Source organism: Pseudomonas sp. NPDC096925, from assembly GCF_044762545.1.
Taxonomy (GTDB): domain Bacteria; phylum Pseudomonadota; class Gammaproteobacteria; order Pseudomonadales; family Pseudomonadaceae; genus Aquipseudomonas.
Window position 1 is genome coordinate 427,987 of record NZ_JBIWEM010000001.1, and the last position, 19,161, is coordinate 447,147.

The following is a 19,161-nucleotide window of genomic DNA, read 5'->3' on the forward strand; positions in this document are numbered from 1 at the left end:
GCACACGACTGGCAAGGATCAAGCTGGCCCATGAACACCTCCAACCTGCCTTCCACCCGCTGGTTCGACGCCCCGGCCCACACCGCCTGGCGCATGGCCGAAGGGCAGCGCCTGCTGACCTTCGCCAAGGCCGCGAAACTGCCCGACGGTTTTGGCAACCTGGATGCCAAGGGGCAGGTTGCCCCTGGTGCCCGCGCCGAAACCCTGAACACCGCCCGCATGACCCACTGCTTCGCCCTGGCTCACCTGCAGGGCGTGCCCGGTTACCTGGCCTATGCCGAACACGGTGTGGTCGCCTTGCGCGGCGCGCTGCAGGATGCCACCTACGGCGGCTGGTTCGCTCACCCCGGTGGCCATGACGACAGTGGCAAGGCGGCTTACCTGCACGCCTTCGTCGCCCTGGCTGCCAGTTCGGCGGTAATGGCCGGTGCTGGGGATGCAACAGCCCTGCTGGCAGACGCGGTGCAGGTACTTGAAGCGCATTTCTGGAGTGAAGAGGAGGGTGCCCTGCGGGAAGCCTTCTCCCGCACCTGGCAGTTGCCCGAGCCGTACCGTGGCGCCAACAGCAACATGCATGCGGTCGAGGCTTTCCTGGCCCTGGCGGATGTCACTGGCGACAGCCTGTGGCTGCAACGCGGCTTGCGTATCGCCGAACGCATCATCCACACCCATGCCGCCGCCAACGGCTACCGGGTCATCGAGCATTTCGACGCCCTCTGGCAGCCACTGCCGCACTACAACCAGGCGCACCCGGCCGACCACTTCCGGCCTTATGGCACCACGCCCGGGCATGCCCTGGAGTGGGCGCGGTTGCTGCTGCACCTGGAGGCCAGCCTGGAACGGGCCGGGCTGCACGCACCCGGCTGGCTGCCAGGTAGCGCCCGCGCGTTGTTCGACGCTGCCTGCCAGCTGGCCTGGAACGTCGATGGCGCGCCAGGTTTCGTCTACACCCTGGACTGGGCCGATCGCCCGGTGGTGCGCGCACGCCTGCACTGGGTGCATGCCGAAGCCTGCGCCGCCGCAGCAGCCCTGTTGCAGCGCACGGGCGAGGCGCACTACGAGCAATGGTACCGTCGTTGCTGGGACTTCATCGCCAACCATTTCATCGACCACGGCGCTGGCAGCTGGCACCACGAACTCGATGCGCACAACCACCCGGCCGCGACCATCTGGCCAGGCAAGCCCGACCTCTACCACGCCTACCAGGCGCTGCTGCTGCCGGGCTTGCCACTGGCACCCAGCCTGGCCAGCGGCCTGGCCGGTAATGTAACCAAACGATGACATTCGCGCGTCGCTTCGTTACCTGGCGAGGCGGACACGCTGTTTAGACTTCATGCAATGCAAGCGAAGACTTGCCCGGCATAACAACAAGAAAGGTGCCCCAATGAATCCCACGCTCCGTCTCGCTGCCGCCATCTCCCTGGCTTCCTTACTTCCGTTCAGTGCTCTGGCTGCCGACTCCAAAGGCAGTGTCGAGGTGGTGCACTGGTGGACTTCCGGGGGTGAAAAAGCGGCGGTTGATGTACTCAAGACCCAGGTCGAAAACGATGGCTTCACCTGGAAGGACGGCGCCGTCGCCGGTGGTGGTGGTGCCACGGCCATGACCGTGCTCAAGAGCCGCGCCGTGGCCGGCAACCCGCCGGGTGTCGCGCAGATCAAGGGCCCGGACATCCAGGACTGGGCGGCCACCGGGCTGCTCGACGCCGATGTGCTCAAGGGTGTGGCCAAGGAAGAAAAGTGGGACTCACTGCTCGACAAGAAAGTCGCCGATACCGTCAAGTACGACGGTGACTATGTCGCCGTGCCGGTGAATATCCACCGCATCAACTGGCTATGGATCAACCCCGACGTCTTCAAGAAGGCCGGCATCGACAAGGCACCCGCCACCCTCGACGAATTCTACGCCACCGCCGACAAGCTCAAGGCCGCCGGCTTCATCCCGCTCGCCCATGGTGGCCAACCGTGGCAGGACAGCACCGTGTTCGAAAACGTGGTTCTGGCGGTGATGGGGGCCGATGGCTACAAGAAGGCCCTGGTCGATCTCGACAGCACGGCCTTGACCGGCCCGCAGATGGTCAAGGCGCTGACCGAGCTGAAAAAGGTCGCCACCTACATGGACCCGGACGGCAAGGGCCAGGACTGGAACCTGGAAGCGGCCAAGGTGATCAACGGCAAGGCCGGCATGCAGATCATGGGCGACTGGGCCAAGAGCGAATGGACCCTGGCGAAGAAAACCGCCGGCAAGGATTACCAGTGCGTGCCGTTCCCCGGCACCGACAAGGCGTTCCTGTACAACATCGACTCGCTGGTGGTGTTCAAGCAGAACGACGCTGGCACGTCCGCCGGCCAGCAGGACATTGCGCGCAAGGTGCTGGGCGAGGACTTCCAGAAGGTCTTCAGCAGCAACAAAGGGTCGATCCCGGTGCGTAACGACATGCTCGCCGACATGGGCAAGCATGGCTTTGATGCCTGTGCGCAAACCTCCGCCAAGGACTTCCTCGCCGATGCCAAGACCGGCGGCCTGCAGCCGAGCATGGCGCACAACATGGCCACCACGCTGGCCGTGCAGGGCGCATTCTTCGATGTGGTGACCAACTACATCAACGACCCCAAGGCCGACCCGGCCGATGCGGCGAAGAAGCTGGCGGCGGCGATCAAGGCTGCCCAATAAGCGGCTCGGAGGCCAACGCAGCCTGACTGTGGGAGCGGCCTTGCGTCGCCAAAGGACCGCAAAGCGGTCCCAGAACCAGGCAGCGCAGTCCTTCCAGAACAGCTTCCTTCATCAGGCCCCCGGGGCTGCTTCGCAGCCCTTTCGCGACACAAGGCCGCTCCCACAAAAGCGGGCCGTTGTGCCTTTGAGGTGAACCATGACCACAGCAACCGCCCAACTGCGGGCCTCACCCCTGGACGCGCTACAGCGCTGGCTGCCCAAGCTGGTGCTGGCGCCGAGCATGTTCATCGTCCTGGTGGGTTTCTACGGCTACATCCTCTGGACCTTTGTCCTGTCCTTCACCACCTCGACCTTCCTGCCCACCTACAAGTGGGCCGGCCTGGCGCAGTACGCCCGGCTGTTCGACAACGACCGCTGGTGGGTGGCAAGCAAGAACCTGCTGCTGTTCGGCGGCCTGTTCATCGCCATCAGCCTGGCCATCGGCGTAGTGCTGGCGGTCTTGCTGGACCAACGCATCCGGCGCGAAGGTTTCATCCGCACCATCTACCTGTACCCCATGGCGCTGTCGATGATCGTCACCGGCACCGCCTGGAAGTGGCTGCTCAACCCCGGCATGGGCCTGGACAAGCTGCTGCGCGACTGGGGCTGGGAGGGCTTTCGCCTGGACTGGCTGATCGATCCCGACCGGGTGGTGTACTGCCTGGTGATTGCCGCCGTGTGGCAAGCCTCGGGCTTCATCATGGCGATGTTCCTCGCCGGCCTGCGTGGTGTCGACCCGTCGATCATCCGCGCCGCGCAGATCGACGGCGCCAGCCTGCCGCGCATCTACTGGCGCGTGGTACTGCCCAGCCTGCGCCCGGTGTTCTTCAGCTCGCTGATGATCCTCGCGCACATTGCCATCAAGAGCTTCGACCTGGTGGCGGCGATGACGGCCGGCGGCCCGGGCTACTCGTCCGACCTGCCGGCGATGTTCATGTATTCGTTCACCTTCAGTCGCGGCCAGATGGGCATGGGCTCGGCCAGCGCCATCCTCATGCTCGGGGCGATCCTGGCGATCCTCGTGCCTTACCTGTACTCGGAGCTGCGGAGCAAACGCCATGCATAGCCCTCTCGACAAGCCAGCGCTGAGCCCGAGCCGCATCGCCATCCACGCGGTGCTGTTGCTGGCAGTGCTGCTGTACCTGGTGCCGCTGGTGGTAATGCTGCTGACCAGCTTCAAGACCCCGGACGACATCAGCACCGGCAACCTGCTGAGCTGGCCGGTGGTAATTACCGGTATCGGCTGGGTCAAGGCCTGGGGCACGGTCAGCGGTTACTTCTGGAACTCGATCATGATCACCGTGCCAGCGGTGCTGATCTCCACCGCCATCGGCGCGCTGAACGGCTATGTGCTGTCGATGTGGCGCTTCCGTGGCTCGCAGCTGTTCTTCGGCCTGCTGCTATTCGGCTGCTTCCTGCCGTTCCAGACCGTGCTGCTGCCGGCCTCGTTCACCCTCGGCAAGCTCGGCCTGGCCAGCACCACGACCGGCCTGGTGCTGGTGCACGTGGTCTACGGCCTGGCCTTCACCACGCTGTTCTTCCGCAACTTCTACGTGAGCATCCCCGATGCCCTGGTCAAGGCTGCGCGCCTGGACGGTGCCGGGTTCTTCACCATCTTCCGCCGCATCATCCTGCCGATGTCCACGCCGATCATCATGGTCTGCCTGATCTGGCAGTTCACCCAGATCTGGAACGACTTCCTGTTCGGCGTGGTGTTCTCCAGCGGCGATTCGCAACCGATTACCGTGGCCCTGAACAACCTGGTCAACACCAGCACCGGGGCCAAGGAATACAACGTCGACATGGCGGCGGCGATGATCGCTGGCCTGCCAACCCTGCTGGTCTACGTGGTGGCAGGCAAATATTTCGTCCGCGGGCTGACTGCTGGCGCGGTAAAGGGGTAAGTCATGGCAACGCTCGAACTTCGCAACGTGAACAAGACCTACGGCAGCGGCTTGCCGGACACCCTCAAGGACATCCAGTTGTCGATCAGGGATGGCGAGTTCCTGATCCTGGTCGGCCCGTCGGGCTGCGGCAAGTCGACCTTGATGAACTGCATCGCCGGGCTGGAGCAGATCAGCGGCGGCGCGATTCTCATCGACCAGCAGGACGTCAGCGGCATGAGCCCCAAGGACCGCGATATCGCCATGGTGTTCCAGTCCTACGCGCTGTACCCGACCATGAGCGTGCGCGAGAACATCGAGTTCGGCCTGAAGATCCGCAAGCTGCCCCAGGCCGCCATCGACGAGGAGGTGGCGCGGGTGGCCAAGCTGTTGCAGATCGAGCACCTGCTGGCGCGCAAGCCGGCGCAGCTGTCCGGTGGCCAGCAGCAGCGCGTGGCCATGGGCCGGGCGCTGGCGCGGCGGCCGAAGATCTACCTGTTCGATGAACCGCTGTCCAACCTCGATGCCAAGCTGCGTGTCGAGATGCGTACCGAAATGAAACTGATGCACCAGCGCCTGAAGACCACCACCGTGTACGTCACCCATGACCAGATCGAGGCCATGACCCTGGGCGACAAGGTGGCGGTGATGAAGGACGGCATCATCCAGCAGTTCGGCACCCCGCAGCAGATCTACAACGATCCGGCCAACCAGTTCGTCGCCAGCTTCATCGGCTCGCCGCCGATGAACTTCATCCCGGTGCGCCTCACGCAACAGGACGGGCGCCTGCTGGCCGTGCTCGACAGCGGTCAGGCGCGTTGCGAGCTGCCCTTGGGGGTGGCCGCTGACGAACTGGATGGCCGCGAGATCATCCTTGGCATCCGCCCCGAGCAGATTGCCCTTGGGGCCGCGGAGGGCAATGGCCTGCCGGGCATTCGCGCCGAGGTGCAGGTGACCGAGCCCACCGGGCCAGACCTGCTGGTGTTCGTCACCCTCAACCAGACCAAGGTCTGCTGCCGCCTGGCGCCAGATGTGGCGTGCCGGGTCGGCGACAGCCTGAACCTGCAATTCGACCCGGCCCGGGTGCTGCTGTTCGACGCCGCCAGCGGCGAGCGTTTGCACCTGGCCACCACTGCCGCAGCCATGAAGGACAACGTGGCGCACTTCAAAGGCCGATAACTCGTCTACACCATCAATAAGAAAAAGAGGACGCAAAGGGATGGAACAGCGCAAACGCATCAGGACATTGGGCTCGCTGGCCTTGCTCGCACCACTGGCAATGGCCGGTAGCAGCGGCGCGCAGGCTGCCGAGGCCTTTTCCAGCGAATCGAAGTGGATGACCGGCGACTGGGGTGGCACCCGTACCGAACTATTGGAAAAGGGCTACGACTTCACCCTCGATTATGTCGGTGAGGTCGCTGGCAACCTGCACGGCGGCTACAACGACGACAAGACCGCGCGCTATAGCGACCAGTTCGCCCTTGGCGCGCATCTGGACCTGCAGAAAATCTTCGGCTGGCACGATGCCGAGTTCAAGCTGGCGATCACCGAGCGTAGCGGCCGCAACCTGTCCAACGACCGTATCAGCGATCCGCGCGCCGGGCAGTTCAGCTCGGTGCAGGAAGTGTGGGGCCGTGGCCAGACCTGGCGCCTGACCCAGATGTGGGTCAAGCAGAAGTATTTCGACGGTGCGCTGGACGTGAAATTCGGCCGCTTCGGCGAGGGCGAGGACTTCAACAGCTTCCCCTGCGACTTCCAGAACCTGGCCTTCTGCGGCTCGCAGGTCGGCAACTGGGTTGGCGGCATCTGGTACAACTGGCCGGTCAGCCAGTGGGCGCTGCGGGTGAAATACAACATCACCCCGGAATTCTTCGTCCAGGTCGGTGCCTTCGAGCAGAACCCTTCCAACCTGGAAACCGGCAACGGCTTCAAGCTCAGTGGCAGCGGCACCAAGGGCGCGATCCTGCCGGTGGAAGCGGTGTGGTCACCCAAGGTCAACGGCCTGCCGGGCGAGTACCGCCTGGGTTACTACTACAGCACGGCCAAGGCCGATGATGTGTTCGATGACGTCAACGGCAACCCGCAGGCGCTGACGGGCGAAGCCTTCAAGTCGCACTCCAGCAAGCATGGCTGGTGGGTAGTGGCACAGCAGCAGGTCACTGCCCATGGCGGCGACGTCAACCGGGGCCTTAGCCTGTTCGCCAACTTCACCGTGCACGACCAGGCCACCAACGTCGTCGACAACTACCAGCAGGTAGGACTGGTCTACAAAGGCGCCTTCGATGCCCGGCCCAAGGATGACATCGGCTTCGGCGTGGCGCGCATTCATGTGAATGACGACGTGAAGAAACGCGCCGAACTGCTCAACGCCCAGAGCGGCATCAACGGTTACGACAACCCAGGCTTCGTGCCGCTGCAGCGTACCGAGTACAACGCCGAGCTCTACTACGGCTTCCATGTGACCAACTGGCTGACCGTGCGGCCCAACCTGCAGTACATCAAGAGCCCCGGCGGGGTGGATGAGGTGGACAACGCGCTGGTCGCAGGGTTGAAGATTCAGTCGTCATTCTGAGGGCGATTGTTGTAAATTTACGCCAATCCATTTTCGGTACTATTTCGATAGTCGGCACCCACTGCCCTGCAGTGGGTGCCGGGGATAGGCCGAGACAGCGCTATCTCAAACAACAAGAGCTCTGAACCATGCCCGAACATCCGCTCCATCGCTTCTTTGCCTCGCAGCGGCCCCGGCCGACATTCGAGTGGGAGCGTTACCAGCAGCGCGATGTGCTGATCATCGATCACCCCCGTTGCCAGGCGGTGTTCAGTCGCCAGGGTGCGCAACTGCTGCATTTTCAACCGGCGGGTGAACGGCCCTGGTTGTGGTGCGCCGAGCAGTGGCCGCAGGTGGGAGCGATACGCGGTGGCGTACCGGTGTGCTGGCCGTGGTATGGCCGCCACCCCAGCGAGGACTTGTGGCCGGCCCATGGCTGGGCGCGCTTGCTGGACTGGAAGCTGGTGGACAGCCGCGAGGACGAGGAGGGCGTAACCCTGAAGTGGCGGCTGGACCTGTGCGACTGGCAGGTCGACCTGCATGCCCGGTTGGGCAGCCGCATGGAGCTGAGCCTGGGCACCGAGCACCAGGACAGCGAACCCTGCCAATTGAGCCATGCCCTGCTGGCCTACTGGCGTATCAGTGACGTGGCTGAGATAGCGCTGTCCGGGCTCGAGGATATCGAAGGCTACGACCGCCTCAACCGCCAGGTCTGCCGTGAGGATGGCGCGCTGAAGCTCAAGGGCGGCTGCCAGAAGGTCTACCCCGGCACGCCGCGGGTGCAACTGCAGGACCCGGCCTGGCAGCGCGAGCTGTGCATCGATACCGGTGACAGCGACGACACGGTGGTCTGGCACCCGGGCAACCGCCCGCTGATGGGCGTGACCGGGCGTGAATGCCAGCACTTCGTCTGTGTCGAGGCCGCCAGCGGCAGTGGTGAGGGCCTGAGCCTGGCGCCGGGGCAGCGTGCCCACCTGCGCCTGCAGGCGCACCGGCTCAGTTGAGCTCGTCGTCCTCGATCGGGTAGCGGCTGGCGTTGAGGCTTTCCTTGATCTTGCGCAGGTGCGGCTGGAAGTCCACGCCACGGCGCAGGGTCATGCCGGTGGCCAGTACATCGAGCACGGTCAGCTGGATGATCCGCGAGGTCATTGGCATGTAGATGTCGGTGTCTTCCGGCAGCGGAATGTGCAGGCTCAGGCTGCAGGCATTGGCCAGCGGCGAACCGGCGGCGGTCAGGCCCAGCACCGAGGCGCCGTTCTCGCGGGCCAGGCGGGCCACTTCGACCAGTTCGCGGGTGCGCCCGGTGTAGGAAATGATCACGAACAGGTCGCCAGTGTGCGCCACCGAGGCCAGCATGCGCTGCATCAGCACGTCGGCGTGGGCCGATACTGCGAGGTTGAAGCGGAAGAACTTGTGCTGGGCGTCCAGCGCCACCGGGGCCGAGGCGCCCAGGCCGAAGAAGTGGATCTGCCGGGCCTGGATCATCATGTCCACGGCACGGCTGACCTGCTGCGGGTCGAGCTGCTGGCAGGCGCTGTCGAGCGAGGCGATGGCGCTGGCGAAGATCTTCTGGGTGTAGGCTGCCGGGTCATCGTCAGCCTCTACCGCGCGGCTGACGTAGGCGGCGCCGCTGGCCAGGCTCTGCGCCAGCTGCAGCTTGAGCTCGGGGTAGCCGCTGACGCCGAACGAGCGGCAGAAGCGGTTGACGGTCGGTTCGCTGACCTTGGCCGCCTGGGCCAGCGCAGCGATGCTGAAACGGGTGGCTTGTTGCGGGTTGAGCAGGATGACTTCGGCGACTTTGCGTTCGGCCTTGTTCAGCTCGTCGAGGCGGCCCTGGATCTGTTCCAGGAGGTTTCGCACGCGGTCCATGGGTGTGTCCTTGGGTCGGGAAGACAGCCGGCTGTGGGAGCAGCAGGCTTTTTGCACGGTCGTCTATCGTACTGTCGGCGCGGTTGACGTACCACTTGTCTGTAACACTTGTGTGTAATGTTGTGGTTTTTACTACATTATCCCTTGAAAACCGTATGTGAAAGCGGTATTCCTAGACCAACTTTAGGAAAGAACCAACATCATGGCTGCGATCAGTGTCGAACCTTGCACCTTTGCCCTGTTTGGCGCCCTCGGCGACCTGGCATTGCGCAAGCTGTTTCCTGCGCTTTACCAGCTCGACCGGGCCAACCTGTTGCACCCGGATACCCGCCTGCTGGCGCTGGCCCGCGAGGCCGGTAGCGCGCAGGACCACCTGGACAGCATCGAAGCGCACCTGCGCCGGCATGTGCCCGAGGCCGATATCGAGCCCGCTGCGCTGGGCCGCTTCCTCGCCCGGCTGAGCTACCAGCACCTGGACTTCCTCCAGCCCGAGGGCTACCAGGCCCTGGCCGAGCAGTTGCCGGGCGAGCTGCCGCTGATCGCCTACTTCGCCACCGCAGCGGCGGTGTACGGGGCCATCTGCGAAAACCTCGACAAGGCCGGGCTGGCCGCGCGCACCCGGGTGGTGCTGGAGAAGCCCATTGGCCACGACCTGGAGTCGTCGCGCCGGGTCAACGATGCCGTGGCGCGGTTCTTCCCCGAGAGCCGGGTCTACCGTATCGACCACTACCTGGGCAAGGAAACGGTGCAGAACCTGATCGCCCTGCGCTTCGCCAACAGCCTGTTCGAAACCCAGTGGAACCAGAATTCCATCTCCCATGTGGAGATCACCGTCGCCGAAAAGGTCGGTATCGAAGGCCGCTGGGGCTACTTCGACAAGGCCGGCCAGCTGCGCGACATGATCCAGAACCACCTGCTGCAGCTGCTGTGCCTGATCGCCATGGACCCGCCCAGCGAACTGTCCGCCGATGCCATCCGTGACGAAAAGGTCAAGGTACTCAAGGCCCTGGCACCGATCACCGGCGAAGGGCTGAGCACCCGTGTGGTGCGCGGCCAGTACATCGCCGGCTACAGCGAAGGCAAGCCGGTGCCCGGTTACCTGGAAGAAGACAACGCCAACGCCCAGAGCGACACCGAAACCTTCGTCGCCCTGCGTGCCGACATCCGCAACTGGCGCTGGTCGGGTGTGCCGTTCTACCTGCGTACCGGCAAGCGCATGCCGCAGAAGCTGTCGCAGATCGTCATCCACTTCAAGGAAACGCCGCACTACATCTTCGCCCCGGAACAGCGTTTGCAGATCGGTAACAAGCTGATCATCCGCCTGCAACCGGACGAAGGCATTTCTTTGCGGGTGATGACCAAGGAGCAGGGCCTGGACAAAGGCATGCAACTGCGCAGCGGCCCGTTGCAGCTGAATTTCTCCGACACCTGGCGCAGTGCAAGGATTCCGGATGCCTACGAGCGGCTGTTGCTCGAAGTGATGCGCGGCAACCAGAACCTGTTCGTGCGCAAGGACGAAATCGAATATGCCTGGAAGTGGTGCGACCAGCTGATCGCCGGCTGGCGTAACGCGGGTGATGCACCCAAGCCATACGCGGCAGGCTCCTGGGGGCCGATGAGCTCGATTGCACTGATCACGCGCGATGGGAGGGCGTGGTATGGGGATATCTGAACTGAAACTGCCAGCGGTTGTGAAGGTGCATGAGCTGGCGGATGCCAAGGCGCTGGCCGCAACCCAGGCCCATGACGTGGCCGAGCGCCTGCGCGCGGCCATTGCCGCCAAGGGCCAGGCCTGCCTGGTGCTGTCCGGTGGCCGCAGCCCGGTGCCGTTCCTCGAAAAGCTGGCCAGCGAAAACCTCGACTGGGCCAAGGTTACCGTCAGCCTGGCCGATGAGCGCTGGGTGCCGGTGGAGCACGCCGACAGCAACGCCGGCCTGCTGGCCCGCCACCTGTTCAAGGGCGCGGCGGCCAAGGCCCGCTTCGTTGGCCTGTACCAGCAGGCGGATAACCTCGATGCTGCTGCGGGCAAGGCCGATCAGGCCCTGGCCGAGCTGCCGCCAATCGACGTGCTGGTGCTGGGCATGGGTGATGATGGCCATACCGCCTCGCTGTTCCCCGCCAGCCCCAACCTGGAAGCAGGCCTCGACCTGGCCAACCCACGCCGCTGCCTGCCCTTGCTGGCACCGAGCGTGCCGCACCAGCGCCTGTCGATGACCCGCTCGCTGCTGGCCAGTGCCGCCTTTACCGCGCTGTCCGTACAAGGGCAGGGCAAACTCGCTACCCTGCGCGCCGCGCTGGCTGGCAACGACCTTACCGAAATGCCGATTCGCGCTTTTCTTCACGCCCCCCTGGACATCTACTGGTGCCCATGAGCCAAGGATCCACAGTCATGACCACCCTCGAACGCCCACAGCCCAAGCTCTCGATGGCCGACAAAGCCGCACGGATCGACGCCATTTGCAAAAAGGCGCGCATCCTGCCGGTGATCACCATCGCCCGTGAGGAAGACATCCTGCCGCTGGCTGATGCCCTGGCGGCCGGCGGTATCCGTACCCTGGAAGTGACCTTGCGCTCGCAGTATGGCCTGAAGGCCATCCAGGTGCTGCGCGAGCAGCGCCCGGAACTTTGTGTCGGTGCCGGCACCGTGCTCGATCGCGGCATGTTCGCGGCCGTTGAAGCTGCGGGGGCGCAATTCGTCGTTACCCCGGGCATTACCCAGGACATTCTCGAAGCCGGTGTGGACAGTGAGATCCCGCTGCTGCCAGGCATCAGCACGCCGTCCGAAATCATGATGGGCTATGCCCTGGGCTACCGCCGCTTCAAGCTGTTCCCGGCGGAAATCAGCGGCGGTGTCGCGGCGATCAAGGCCTTTGGTGGCCCGTTCGGCGATATTCGCTTCTGCCCGACCGGCGGGGTGAACCCGGCCAACGTGCGCAACTATATGGCGTTGCCCAATGTGATGTGCGTGGGTGGCACCTGGATGCTCGACAGTGGCTGGATCAAGAACGGCGACTGGGCGCGGATCGAAGCGTGCAGTGCGGAGGCAATGGCGCTGCTGGACGCCAACTGAATTTGTTGTGTGCTTTACGGCTTATGGGGCGCTTGGTCGGCGCCCCTTTTTTTTGCCTGGAGATCTTGCAGTGCCTGTACCGGCCCTTTCGCGGGTGAACCCGCTCCCACAGGTACTGTACAGTTGCTGAGTGCAGCGCGATCCCTGTGGGAGCGGGTTCACCCGCGAAGAGGCCGGCACAGGCAGACAAAAAAGCCCGCATCAAACGATGCGGGCTTTTGCATTCATCACGCTACAGTTCAGGCCGCCTTGGCTTCCTGCTGGCTCAGCGAGCGGTTCAGCGCGCTGAACAGTGCCTTGAAGCTGGCCGTGGTGAAGTTTTCATCGATACCCACACCATGCACCGGGCGGCCACCGGCCACGCGCAGTTCGATATAGGCCGCAGCCTTGGCATTGGTACCGGCGCCAATGGCGTGCTCGTTGTAGTCCATGATCTCCACGGCAATCGGCAGGCCGGCCACCAGCGCTTCCAGCGCGCCGTTGCCCTTGCCGCGCCAGTGCAGGGTGGTTTCGCCTTCACTGGCGACTTCCACTTCCACGGCGCTGTGGCCGTTCTCTTCCTGCAGGCGGTGACTGACCAGCGCGTACGGGGTGTTGGCCTGGAGGTATTCCTTGTGCAGCAGGCTGTAGATCTGCTGGGCAGTCATTTCCAGGCCCAGACGGTCGGTTTCACTCTGTACTACCTGGCTGAACTCGATCTGCATGCGGCGCGGCAGGCTGATGCCGTATTCCTGCTCGAGCAGGTAGGTGATGCCGCCTTTGCCCGACTGGCTGTTGACGCGGATCACCGCCTCGTAGCTGCGGCCGATGTCGGCCGGGTCGATCGGCAGGTAAGGCACTTCCCACAGCTCGCCTTCCTGCTGCTTGGCGAAGCCCTTGCGGATGGCGTCCTGGTGCGAGCCGGAGAACGCGGTGTGGACCAGGTCGCCCACGTACGGGTGACGCGGGTGCACCGGCAGCTGGTTGCACTCTTCGACCACCTTGCGCACGCCGTCGATGTCGGAGAAGTCCAGCAGCGGGTCGATGCCCTGGGTGTAGAGGTTCAACGCCAGGGTCACCAGGTCGACGTTACCGGTACGCTCGCCGTTGCCGAACAGGCAGCCTTCGGCGCGGTCGGCACCGGCCATCAGGCCCAGTTCGGTGGCGGCGATGCCGGTGCCGCGGTCGTTGTGGCAGTGCAGGCTGATGATGACGCTGTCGCGACGGCTGACGTTGCGGCAGAACCACTCGATCTGGTCGGCGTAGATGTTCGGCGTGGACACTTCCACGGTGGCCGGCAGGTTGAGGATGATCTTGTGCTCGGGGGTCGGGTTCCACACCTCGATCACCGCGTCGCAGACTTCCTTGGCGAACTCCATCTCGGTGGCGCTGAAGGTTTCCGGCGAGTACTGGAAGGTCCACTGGGTTTCCGGCTGCTGGGCGGCGTACTTGACGAACAGCTTGGCCGCGTTCACCGCGATGTCCTTCACGCCTTGCTTGTCCTGGTTGAAGACAATGCGGCGGAACGACGGGCTGGTGGCGTTGTACAGGTGGACGATGGCCTTCTTCGCCCCGCGCAGCGATTCGAAGGTGCGGGCGATGAGGTCTTCACGGGCCTGGGTGAGCACCTGGATGGTGGTGTCGTCCGGGATGTGGCCTTCTTCGATCAGCATGCGCACGAAGTCGAAATCGGTCTGCGATGCGGACGGGAACGAGGCTTCGATTTCCTTCACGCCAACCTGCACCAAGGTCTTCCAGAAGCGCAGCTTCTTCTCCGAATCCATCGGCTCGATCAGCGACTGGTTGCCATCACGCAGGTCGGAGCTGCACCAGATCGGCGCGGCGGTGATGGTCTTCGACGGCCAGGTACGGTCAGGCAGGTCGATGGTCGGGAAAGCGCGGTATTTCTTCGAAGGGTCTTTGAGCATGGTCATGGAAGCAATCCTTTTGTGTGCGGCCGAAATCGGGCCTGCCGAGCGATAACGAGATGAAAAGGCGAGGCGACGCGATTCAGCCTGGTAGTCGGGCGCTGACCAGGCAGAGGCTGCGATGTTGTCGGAGCAGGATGAGGGTGCTGAAGGTTTTCATGCCTTCAAACTTAAACAGTGGGGTGGGGGATGGCAAGCGTTCAGCAAAAATTGAGAGGAATGCTTAAAAAAAGCTGATAGGCGAGATTTTATCGCTATATTTTTCTGAGTGCTTCTCGATTTTTGCGCAGTCTTTTTCGATGGCGCAACGCGGTTGAACATGATGTCTCATGTGCTGGCCTCTTCGCGGGCGCGCCCGCTCCCACAGGTACAGCACAGCCTTCAGGCGCGGCGCAATACCTGTGGGAGCGGGCATGCCCGCGAAGCAGGCGCCCCGGTCTCAGGGCTGGAACGCGCCAATGAAAATCGCCGGATCCACCCGCGCATCATTCAGGCTGACGTTCCAGTGCATGTGCGGCCCGGTAGCCCGCCCGGTCGAGCCCACGCGCCCGACCACCTCGCCCCGGCGCAGCTGCTGCCCCACCTGCACATCGATCTTCGACATATGGCAGAACATGCTGATAAAGCCCTGCCCGTGGTCGACGAACACCGTGCGGCCATTGAAGAAGTAATCCCCCACCAGGATCACCTTGCCATTGGCCGGGGTCTTGATCGGCGTGCCGGCCGGTACCGCGAAGTCCAGCCCGGCGTGTGGGTTGCGTTCTTCACCATTGAAGAAGCGGCGCACGCCGAACTTGCTCGACAGCGGGCCACTGACCGGCTTGTCGAGGATCAGGTTGCTCGGCAGGGTCGGGCTGAAGCTGCGGTAAGCCTTGATCTGCTCGGCCAGCTCGCGGTCGATGCGCTTGAGGTCGGCCGGGTTCGGGTTGACCTGACGGGTGTTCTTCAGGGTGATGCGCTGCTCGGGGTACTTCTTGCTGCCGACCGTGAAGGGCAGGGTACGGCCGCCTTGGTTCAGCACAGCGGTGCCGGGCTTCTGGGTCAGCGGGATGCCGACGATGGCCAGCCAGTTGTCCTGCTCCTTCACCACCAGCACCGGTTTGCCGTCGAAGCTGGCGTTGGGCGCGTTGGCGGCGGGGCCGAGGTCGACCACCGCCACGCCGCCGGGTACCGGCTTGTTCAGCGTGCGGGTGATGTAGCTGGCCTGGGCGCCGCCGGCCAGCAGCAGGAGGGAAAGGGCAAGCAGGGGCGCGAGCAGGCGGGGCATGTGTCAGTCCAGAAGTGAGAGGGTGACCGGGGTCAGGTGGTTGTCTTCGACCCGCACCAACAGCTCGCCTTCGTTCAGGCGGGCGGTCAGGCGTTGGCCATTGCGGGTCTGTTCGGCGCTGCGGATGGCCTGGCCCTGTTCGTCCAGCAGGATGCTGTAGCCGCGGGCGAGGGTGGCCAGCGGGCTGACCACCTGCAGCGTCTGCAACTGGGCCTGGAAGCGCTGGCGGCGGTCCTTGAGCACTTCGCGCATCGCCCGCGGCAGGCGTTCGGCGAGGCTGTCCAGGCGTTGGCCCAGCAGTTTCAGGGTACGCCCAGGGTGCTGCGCGGCGAGGCGGGTATCCAGGCGTGCCAGGCGTTCGCGGCGCTGGTTGAGGTTGAGCATGAATGCACGGCGCAGGCGCATGTCCAGGTCGTCCAGGCGCTGGGCCTGCTGGCGCAAGCGCTCGCCCGGGTGGCGCAGGCGCCGGGTCAGCGACTCCAGGCGCAGGCGGTCGTGGGTCAGGCGGTTCTGCATGCGCAGCAGCAGGCGCCGTTGCAGGCCGTCCAGGCGTTGCTGCAGGCCGCTGTTGTCGGGTGCCAGCAGCTCGGCGGCGGCAGACGGTGTGGGTGCGCGCACGTCGGCGACGAAGTCGCTGATCGAGACATCGGTCTCATGGCCCACGGCGCTGACAATCGGTGTTACACAGGCGGCCACGGCCCGTGCCACGGCTTCTTCGTTGAAGCACCACAGGTCCTCCAGCGAGCCGCCGCCCCGGGCCAGGATCAGCGCATCGAAACCGAGGCTGTCGGCCAGGCGGATGGCGCGCACGATCTGTGCAACGGCTTCGCGGCCCTGTACTGCGGTGGGGATGAGGTTCAGTTCCACCTGCGGGGCGCGGCGGCCGAACACGCTGATGATGTCGCGGATCACCGCGCCGGTGGGCGAGGTGATGATGCCGATGCGCTGCGGGTGGGCCGGCAGCGGCTGCTTGCGTTCGGCGCTGAACAGCCCCTCGGCGCCGAGCTTTTCCTTCAGGGCCTCGAAGGCCAGGCGCAAGGCGCCGTCGCCGGCCGGCTCGACGGTGTCGATAATCAGCTGGTAGTCGCCACGCCCCTCGAACAGCGAAACCTTACCGCGCACCCGCACCGCCAGGCCGTCGCGCAAGGCCTGGCGCACCCGCGTGGCGTTCTGCCGGAACAGCGCGCAGCGCACCTGCGCGCCGCTGTCCTTGAGGGTGAAGTACATGTGGCCGGAGGCTGGGCGGGCGAGGTTGGAAATCTCGCCTTCCACCCACACGCTGCGGAACACGTCCTCCAGCAGCACGCGGGCGCGACCGTTGAGTTGGCTGACGGTAAGGACCTCGCGGTCCAGGCCGAGTCGTTCGAAAGGGTCTCTGATCATGGCGGGCATCATAAAGGACATCGGCCCCGGTTGTCTGTCCCGGCCCTGTCGCGATCTCAGTGGGAGCGCTGGCTTCGAGTTGACGCTGTACCTGTGGGAGCGGGTTTACCCGCGAACACCGGCATCGCCGGTGCCATCAACCCTGCATCGCTGCCACGAATTGCCTGACCATCTGCCCCGCATCCCGCCTGCAAGCCATCGCCACAGTACTCTCACACCCTCCCTCCAGCGCCACGAAGCTGACTGAGGCTGGCGCAATCTCGCGCATGCACGCCGGCAGCAACGCCACCCCAAACCCCGCCTGAATCAGCTGCAACTGGGTGGTCTTGCGCGACAGCACCTGCGCCGCGCGCGGAAAAAAGCCTGCCTCCATGCACAACGAGGCCGACAGGTAGCTCAGCCCGCCACGATCCCGATGCGGAATGGAAATGAAGCGCTCCTCGCGCAACTGTTCAAGCTTCACCTGTGGTGCGTCAGCCAGCGGATGCCCAGCGGCAACCGCCAGCAGCAATGGCTCACTGAACAGCGCATGCAGCACCACGCCTTCATGCTGGCGCAACACAGGCAAACGCAGCAGGCCGATATCCAGGCGTCCATTAGCAATATCCTCCAGCTGCGCCTCCGACGACTGCTGGGCAATTTCCAGCGAAACCCCCGGGTTGTCGCGCAAGTAACCGCCCAGGCGGGCCAGCAATGGGCCGGTCAGCGGCACTGTACTGGAGTGGTTCAGGCGCAGGCTGCCCTGCAGCCCTTCACCAATGTCGCGGGTCACTCGCTCGGCCTGCGCCAGGTCGGCCAGCAAGCGCCGCGCCCGCTCCAGAAAGGCCTGGCCAGCCAGTGTCAGGCGCGGCAGGCGCGCGGTGCGTTCGAACAGCGGCGTGCCCAGTTGCTGTTCCAGCTCCTTGATCTGCCGGCTCAGCGCCGACTGGGCAATGTACAGTCGCTCGGCGGCACCGCTGAAGCTGCCGCATTCGGCGATTTCCACGAAGTAACGCAACTGGCGGATCGACGTCATGTCATGCCTTTTCGAGATGGTTGTGGCGAAAAATGCATATTAGTCGGCATGGCTCATGGCTGGCTAACCTTTGCCTGTCTTCCCAGGAACTGCTGCCATGCTCGCTCAACTGTCGTTTTCCGGCCTCGACTGGCTGCCCATCCTGCTGGGTGTTGGCGTTGCCTACATCGTCTTCGGTATCGCCGGTTTCGGCACTGCGCTGGTGGCCGGCCCAGTGCTGATCCACTTCATGCCGCTGTCGCGGATCATACCGCTGCTGGTACTGCTGGACTTCGTCGCCGCCTTCGGCAACCTGCTGCCATCGCGCCGCGATGTCGTGCGGGGCGAGCTGCTGCGGCTGTTGCCGTTCATGGCCGTAGGCTGCACGCTGGGCGTGGTATTCCTGCTACAGCTGAAGTCCGACCTGTTGCTGCTGCTGATGGGCTTGTTCGTCACGGCATATGCCGTGTACGGGCTGGCGGTGAAGGTGCGGCCGGCCAGTCTGTCCGGTTTCTGGGCGGTGCCGATGGGCACGGCAGGCGGGCTGTTCGGTGCCTTGTTCGGCAGCGGTGGCTTTCTATATGCCCTGTACCTGAGTGCGCGGCTGGAGGTAAAGGAACAGGTGCGCGCTACCCAGAGCGCACTGATCAGTTGCAGTACAGTGGTGCGCCTGATGCTGTTCCTGACCGCTGGCGTCTATGCCGATCAAAGCCTGCTGCTGCTCGCCGCCTGCCTGTTGCCGGTCATGCTTGCTGGTCTCTGGGCAGGGCGCAGGCTGACCCACCGGCTGTCCCGCGAAGCGTTCGTGCGCCTGGTCACCTGGCTGGTGCTGGCCAGCGGGCTGGCGCTGATCGGTCGCTATCTGAGCGCCTGAGCAGGCGGTAGAATTGCGTCATTACCGCAGTTTTTCAGGCTTGCCCCGTTCATGAACACCCAGAGCATCATCGTTCCCAAGCTGTCTACCGTCCCGGTGCATGAAGCCCGTGCCCGCGCCATCCTGCGCTGGCTGGTGCGCGAGAAAGTCGTCGAGGAACAGCTGACCACCTGTGGCCGCACCGGCAACCGCATGGCCCATGCCTTGGCCGAAGGTGCCCGCAAAGTGGCCCTGCACCCGGAGAAACTGCCCTTCGGCGAGCAGGTCAACGGCCTGGAGGTGATGCTCAAGCGCTGCATCTATACCCCTACCGAAGGTTTCCTCGAAGAGGCCGGCTGCCCCGAGTGCCGGCGTGAGGTGGGCGAGCCGCTGTTCGAAAGCCTCGAAGAATGGATGCCGGCGGTGAGCGACAACTTTACCTGCCCGCTGTGCGGCTTCGAAGATGACATCAATGGCTTCATTTACCTGCAGCCATGTGCCTTTTCCAACCTGGGGTTCATCTTCAACAACTGGGGCGAGGCCGGGTTCACCCAGGCCTTTCTCGACAGCTTCGCCGACTGGCTCGACCAGCCGGTGGCCGTGGTACAGGTAAAACTGCCACAAGGCTGACCGAAGGCCCTTTTTTTGCATTGAGCGGCGCGCCGTGCATGAGT

At 64.3% G+C, this 19,161-nt stretch carries 17 protein-coding genes; 12 read left to right on the top strand and 5 right to left on the bottom strand.

Annotated features, from left to right (window positions below; translation table 11 throughout):
• Positions 1-30: 30 nt before the first annotated feature.
• From ACIQYU_RS02075 to ACIQYU_RS02105, 7 genes are all read left to right on the top strand, one after another.
• Entirely contained in the window at positions 31-1,281 is a 1,251-nt protein-coding gene (locus ACIQYU_RS02075) for an AGE family epimerase/isomerase (RefSeq protein ID WP_402798054.1), read from the top strand.
• A 103-nt stretch (positions 1,282-1,384) separates the two neighbouring features.
• On the top strand, positions 1,385-2,671 hold the full coding sequence (locus tag ACIQYU_RS02080) for an ABC transporter substrate-binding protein (protein ID WP_402798056.1): 1,287 nt from the start codon (positions 1,385-1,387) through the stop codon (positions 2,669-2,671).
• A gap of 196 nt (positions 2,672-2,867) precedes the next feature.
• On the top strand, positions 2,868-3,776 hold the full coding sequence (locus tag ACIQYU_RS02085) for a carbohydrate ABC transporter permease (RefSeq protein WP_207835869.1): 909 nt from the start codon (positions 2,868-2,870) through the stop codon (positions 3,774-3,776).
• Positions 3,769-4,614, top strand: coding sequence for a carbohydrate ABC transporter permease (locus ACIQYU_RS02090; protein WP_233693903.1), 846 nt, complete (start codon positions 3,769-3,771; stop codon positions 4,612-4,614). Before ACIQYU_RS02085 ends, ACIQYU_RS02090 begins: the two co-directional genes overlap by 8 nt.
• 3 nt (positions 4,615-4,617) lie before the next feature.
• A complete protein-coding gene (locus ACIQYU_RS02095; RefSeq protein ID WP_063911413.1) occupies positions 4,618-5,772 on the top strand; it encodes an ABC transporter ATP-binding protein in 1,155 nt (384 codons plus the stop codon).
• 100 nt (positions 5,773-5,872) lie between these two features.
• On the top strand, positions 5,873-7,165 hold the full coding sequence (locus tag ACIQYU_RS02100) for a carbohydrate porin (protein WP_402798517.1): 1,293 nt from the start codon (positions 5,873-5,875) through the stop codon (positions 7,163-7,165).
• Between the two features lie 128 nt (positions 7,166-7,293).
• Positions 7,294-8,148, top strand: a complete 855-nt coding sequence (locus tag ACIQYU_RS02105) for a D-hexose-6-phosphate mutarotase (RefSeq protein ID WP_233693904.1) — start codon at positions 7,294-7,296, stop codon at positions 8,146-8,148.
• On the opposite strand, the gene hexR is transcribed toward ACIQYU_RS02105, so the two are convergent.
• A complete protein-coding gene (gene hexR, locus ACIQYU_RS02110; protein ID WP_169774905.1) occupies positions 8,141-9,004 on the bottom strand; it encodes a DNA-binding transcriptional regulator HexR in 864 nt (287 codons plus the stop codon). The two genes, ACIQYU_RS02105 and hexR, sit on opposite strands and share 8 nt — an antisense overlap.
• Before the next feature lie 211 nt (positions 9,005-9,215).
• Here hexR and zwf point away from each other — a divergent pair, with 211 nt between their 5' ends.
• The 3 genes from zwf to ACIQYU_RS02125 are packed head-to-tail and all read left to right on the top strand — an operon-like array spanning position 9,216 to position 12,083.
• The gene (gene zwf / locus ACIQYU_RS02115) at positions 9,216-10,685 is read left to right on the top strand and encodes a glucose-6-phosphate dehydrogenase (RefSeq protein WP_063911416.1); all 1,470 of its coding nucleotides are present in this window, start codon (positions 9,216-9,218) and stop codon (positions 10,683-10,685) included.
• Positions 10,672-11,385 (top strand): 6-phosphogluconolactonase, encoded by a 714-nt coding sequence (pgl, locus tag ACIQYU_RS02120; RefSeq protein WP_233687239.1) that lies wholly within the window; start codon positions 10,672-10,674, stop codon positions 11,383-11,385. The genes zwf and pgl overlap by 14 nt, the downstream gene beginning before the upstream one ends.
• A 17-nt stretch (positions 11,386-11,402) precedes the next feature.
• The gene (locus ACIQYU_RS02125) at positions 11,403-12,083 is read left to right on the top strand and encodes a bifunctional 4-hydroxy-2-oxoglutarate aldolase/2-dehydro-3-deoxy-phosphogluconate aldolase (RefSeq protein WP_207835848.1); all 681 of its coding nucleotides are present in this window, start codon (positions 11,403-11,405) and stop codon (positions 12,081-12,083) included.
• A 239-nt stretch (positions 12,084-12,322) separates the two neighbouring features.
• On the opposite strand, the gene leuA is transcribed toward ACIQYU_RS02125, so the two are convergent.
• The 4 genes from leuA to ACIQYU_RS02145 form a co-directional block, all read right to left on the bottom strand.
• Positions 12,323-13,996 (bottom strand): 2-isopropylmalate synthase, encoded by a 1,674-nt coding sequence (gene leuA / locus ACIQYU_RS02130; RefSeq protein WP_207835846.1) that lies wholly within the window; start codon positions 13,994-13,996, stop codon positions 12,323-12,325.
• Between the two features lie 433 nt (positions 13,997-14,429).
• Entirely contained in the window at positions 14,430-15,257 is an 828-nt protein-coding gene (locus ACIQYU_RS02135) for a peptidoglycan DD-metalloendopeptidase family protein (RefSeq protein WP_402798068.1), read from the bottom strand.
• Between the two features lie 3 nt (positions 15,258-15,260).
• The gene (xseA, locus tag ACIQYU_RS02140; RefSeq protein ID WP_207835833.1) at positions 15,261-16,640 is read right to left on the bottom strand and encodes an exodeoxyribonuclease VII large subunit; all 1,380 of its coding nucleotides are present in this window, start codon (positions 16,638-16,640) and stop codon (positions 15,261-15,263) included.
• A 136-nt stretch (positions 16,641-16,776) separates the two neighbouring features.
• Complete coding sequence (locus ACIQYU_RS02145; protein WP_207835820.1) at positions 16,777-17,655, bottom strand: LysR family transcriptional regulator; 879 nt, start codon at positions 17,653-17,655, stop codon at positions 16,777-16,779.
• Between the two features lie 97 nt (positions 17,656-17,752).
• Here ACIQYU_RS02145 and ACIQYU_RS02150 point away from each other — a divergent pair, with 97 nt between their 5' ends.
• Both ACIQYU_RS02150 and ACIQYU_RS02155 read left to right on the top strand, forming a co-directional pair.
• Positions 17,753-18,508: a sulfite exporter TauE/SafE family protein gene (locus ACIQYU_RS02150; protein WP_207835817.1), complete on the top strand. Its 756-nt coding sequence runs from the start codon at positions 17,753-17,755 to the stop codon at positions 18,506-18,508.
• A 51-nt stretch (positions 18,509-18,559) separates the two neighbouring features.
• Positions 18,560-19,117, top strand: coding sequence for a hypothetical protein (locus ACIQYU_RS02155; RefSeq protein WP_063911423.1), 558 nt, complete (start codon positions 18,560-18,562; stop codon positions 19,115-19,117).
• The last annotated feature ends 44 nt before the right edge of the window (positions 19,118-19,161 follow it).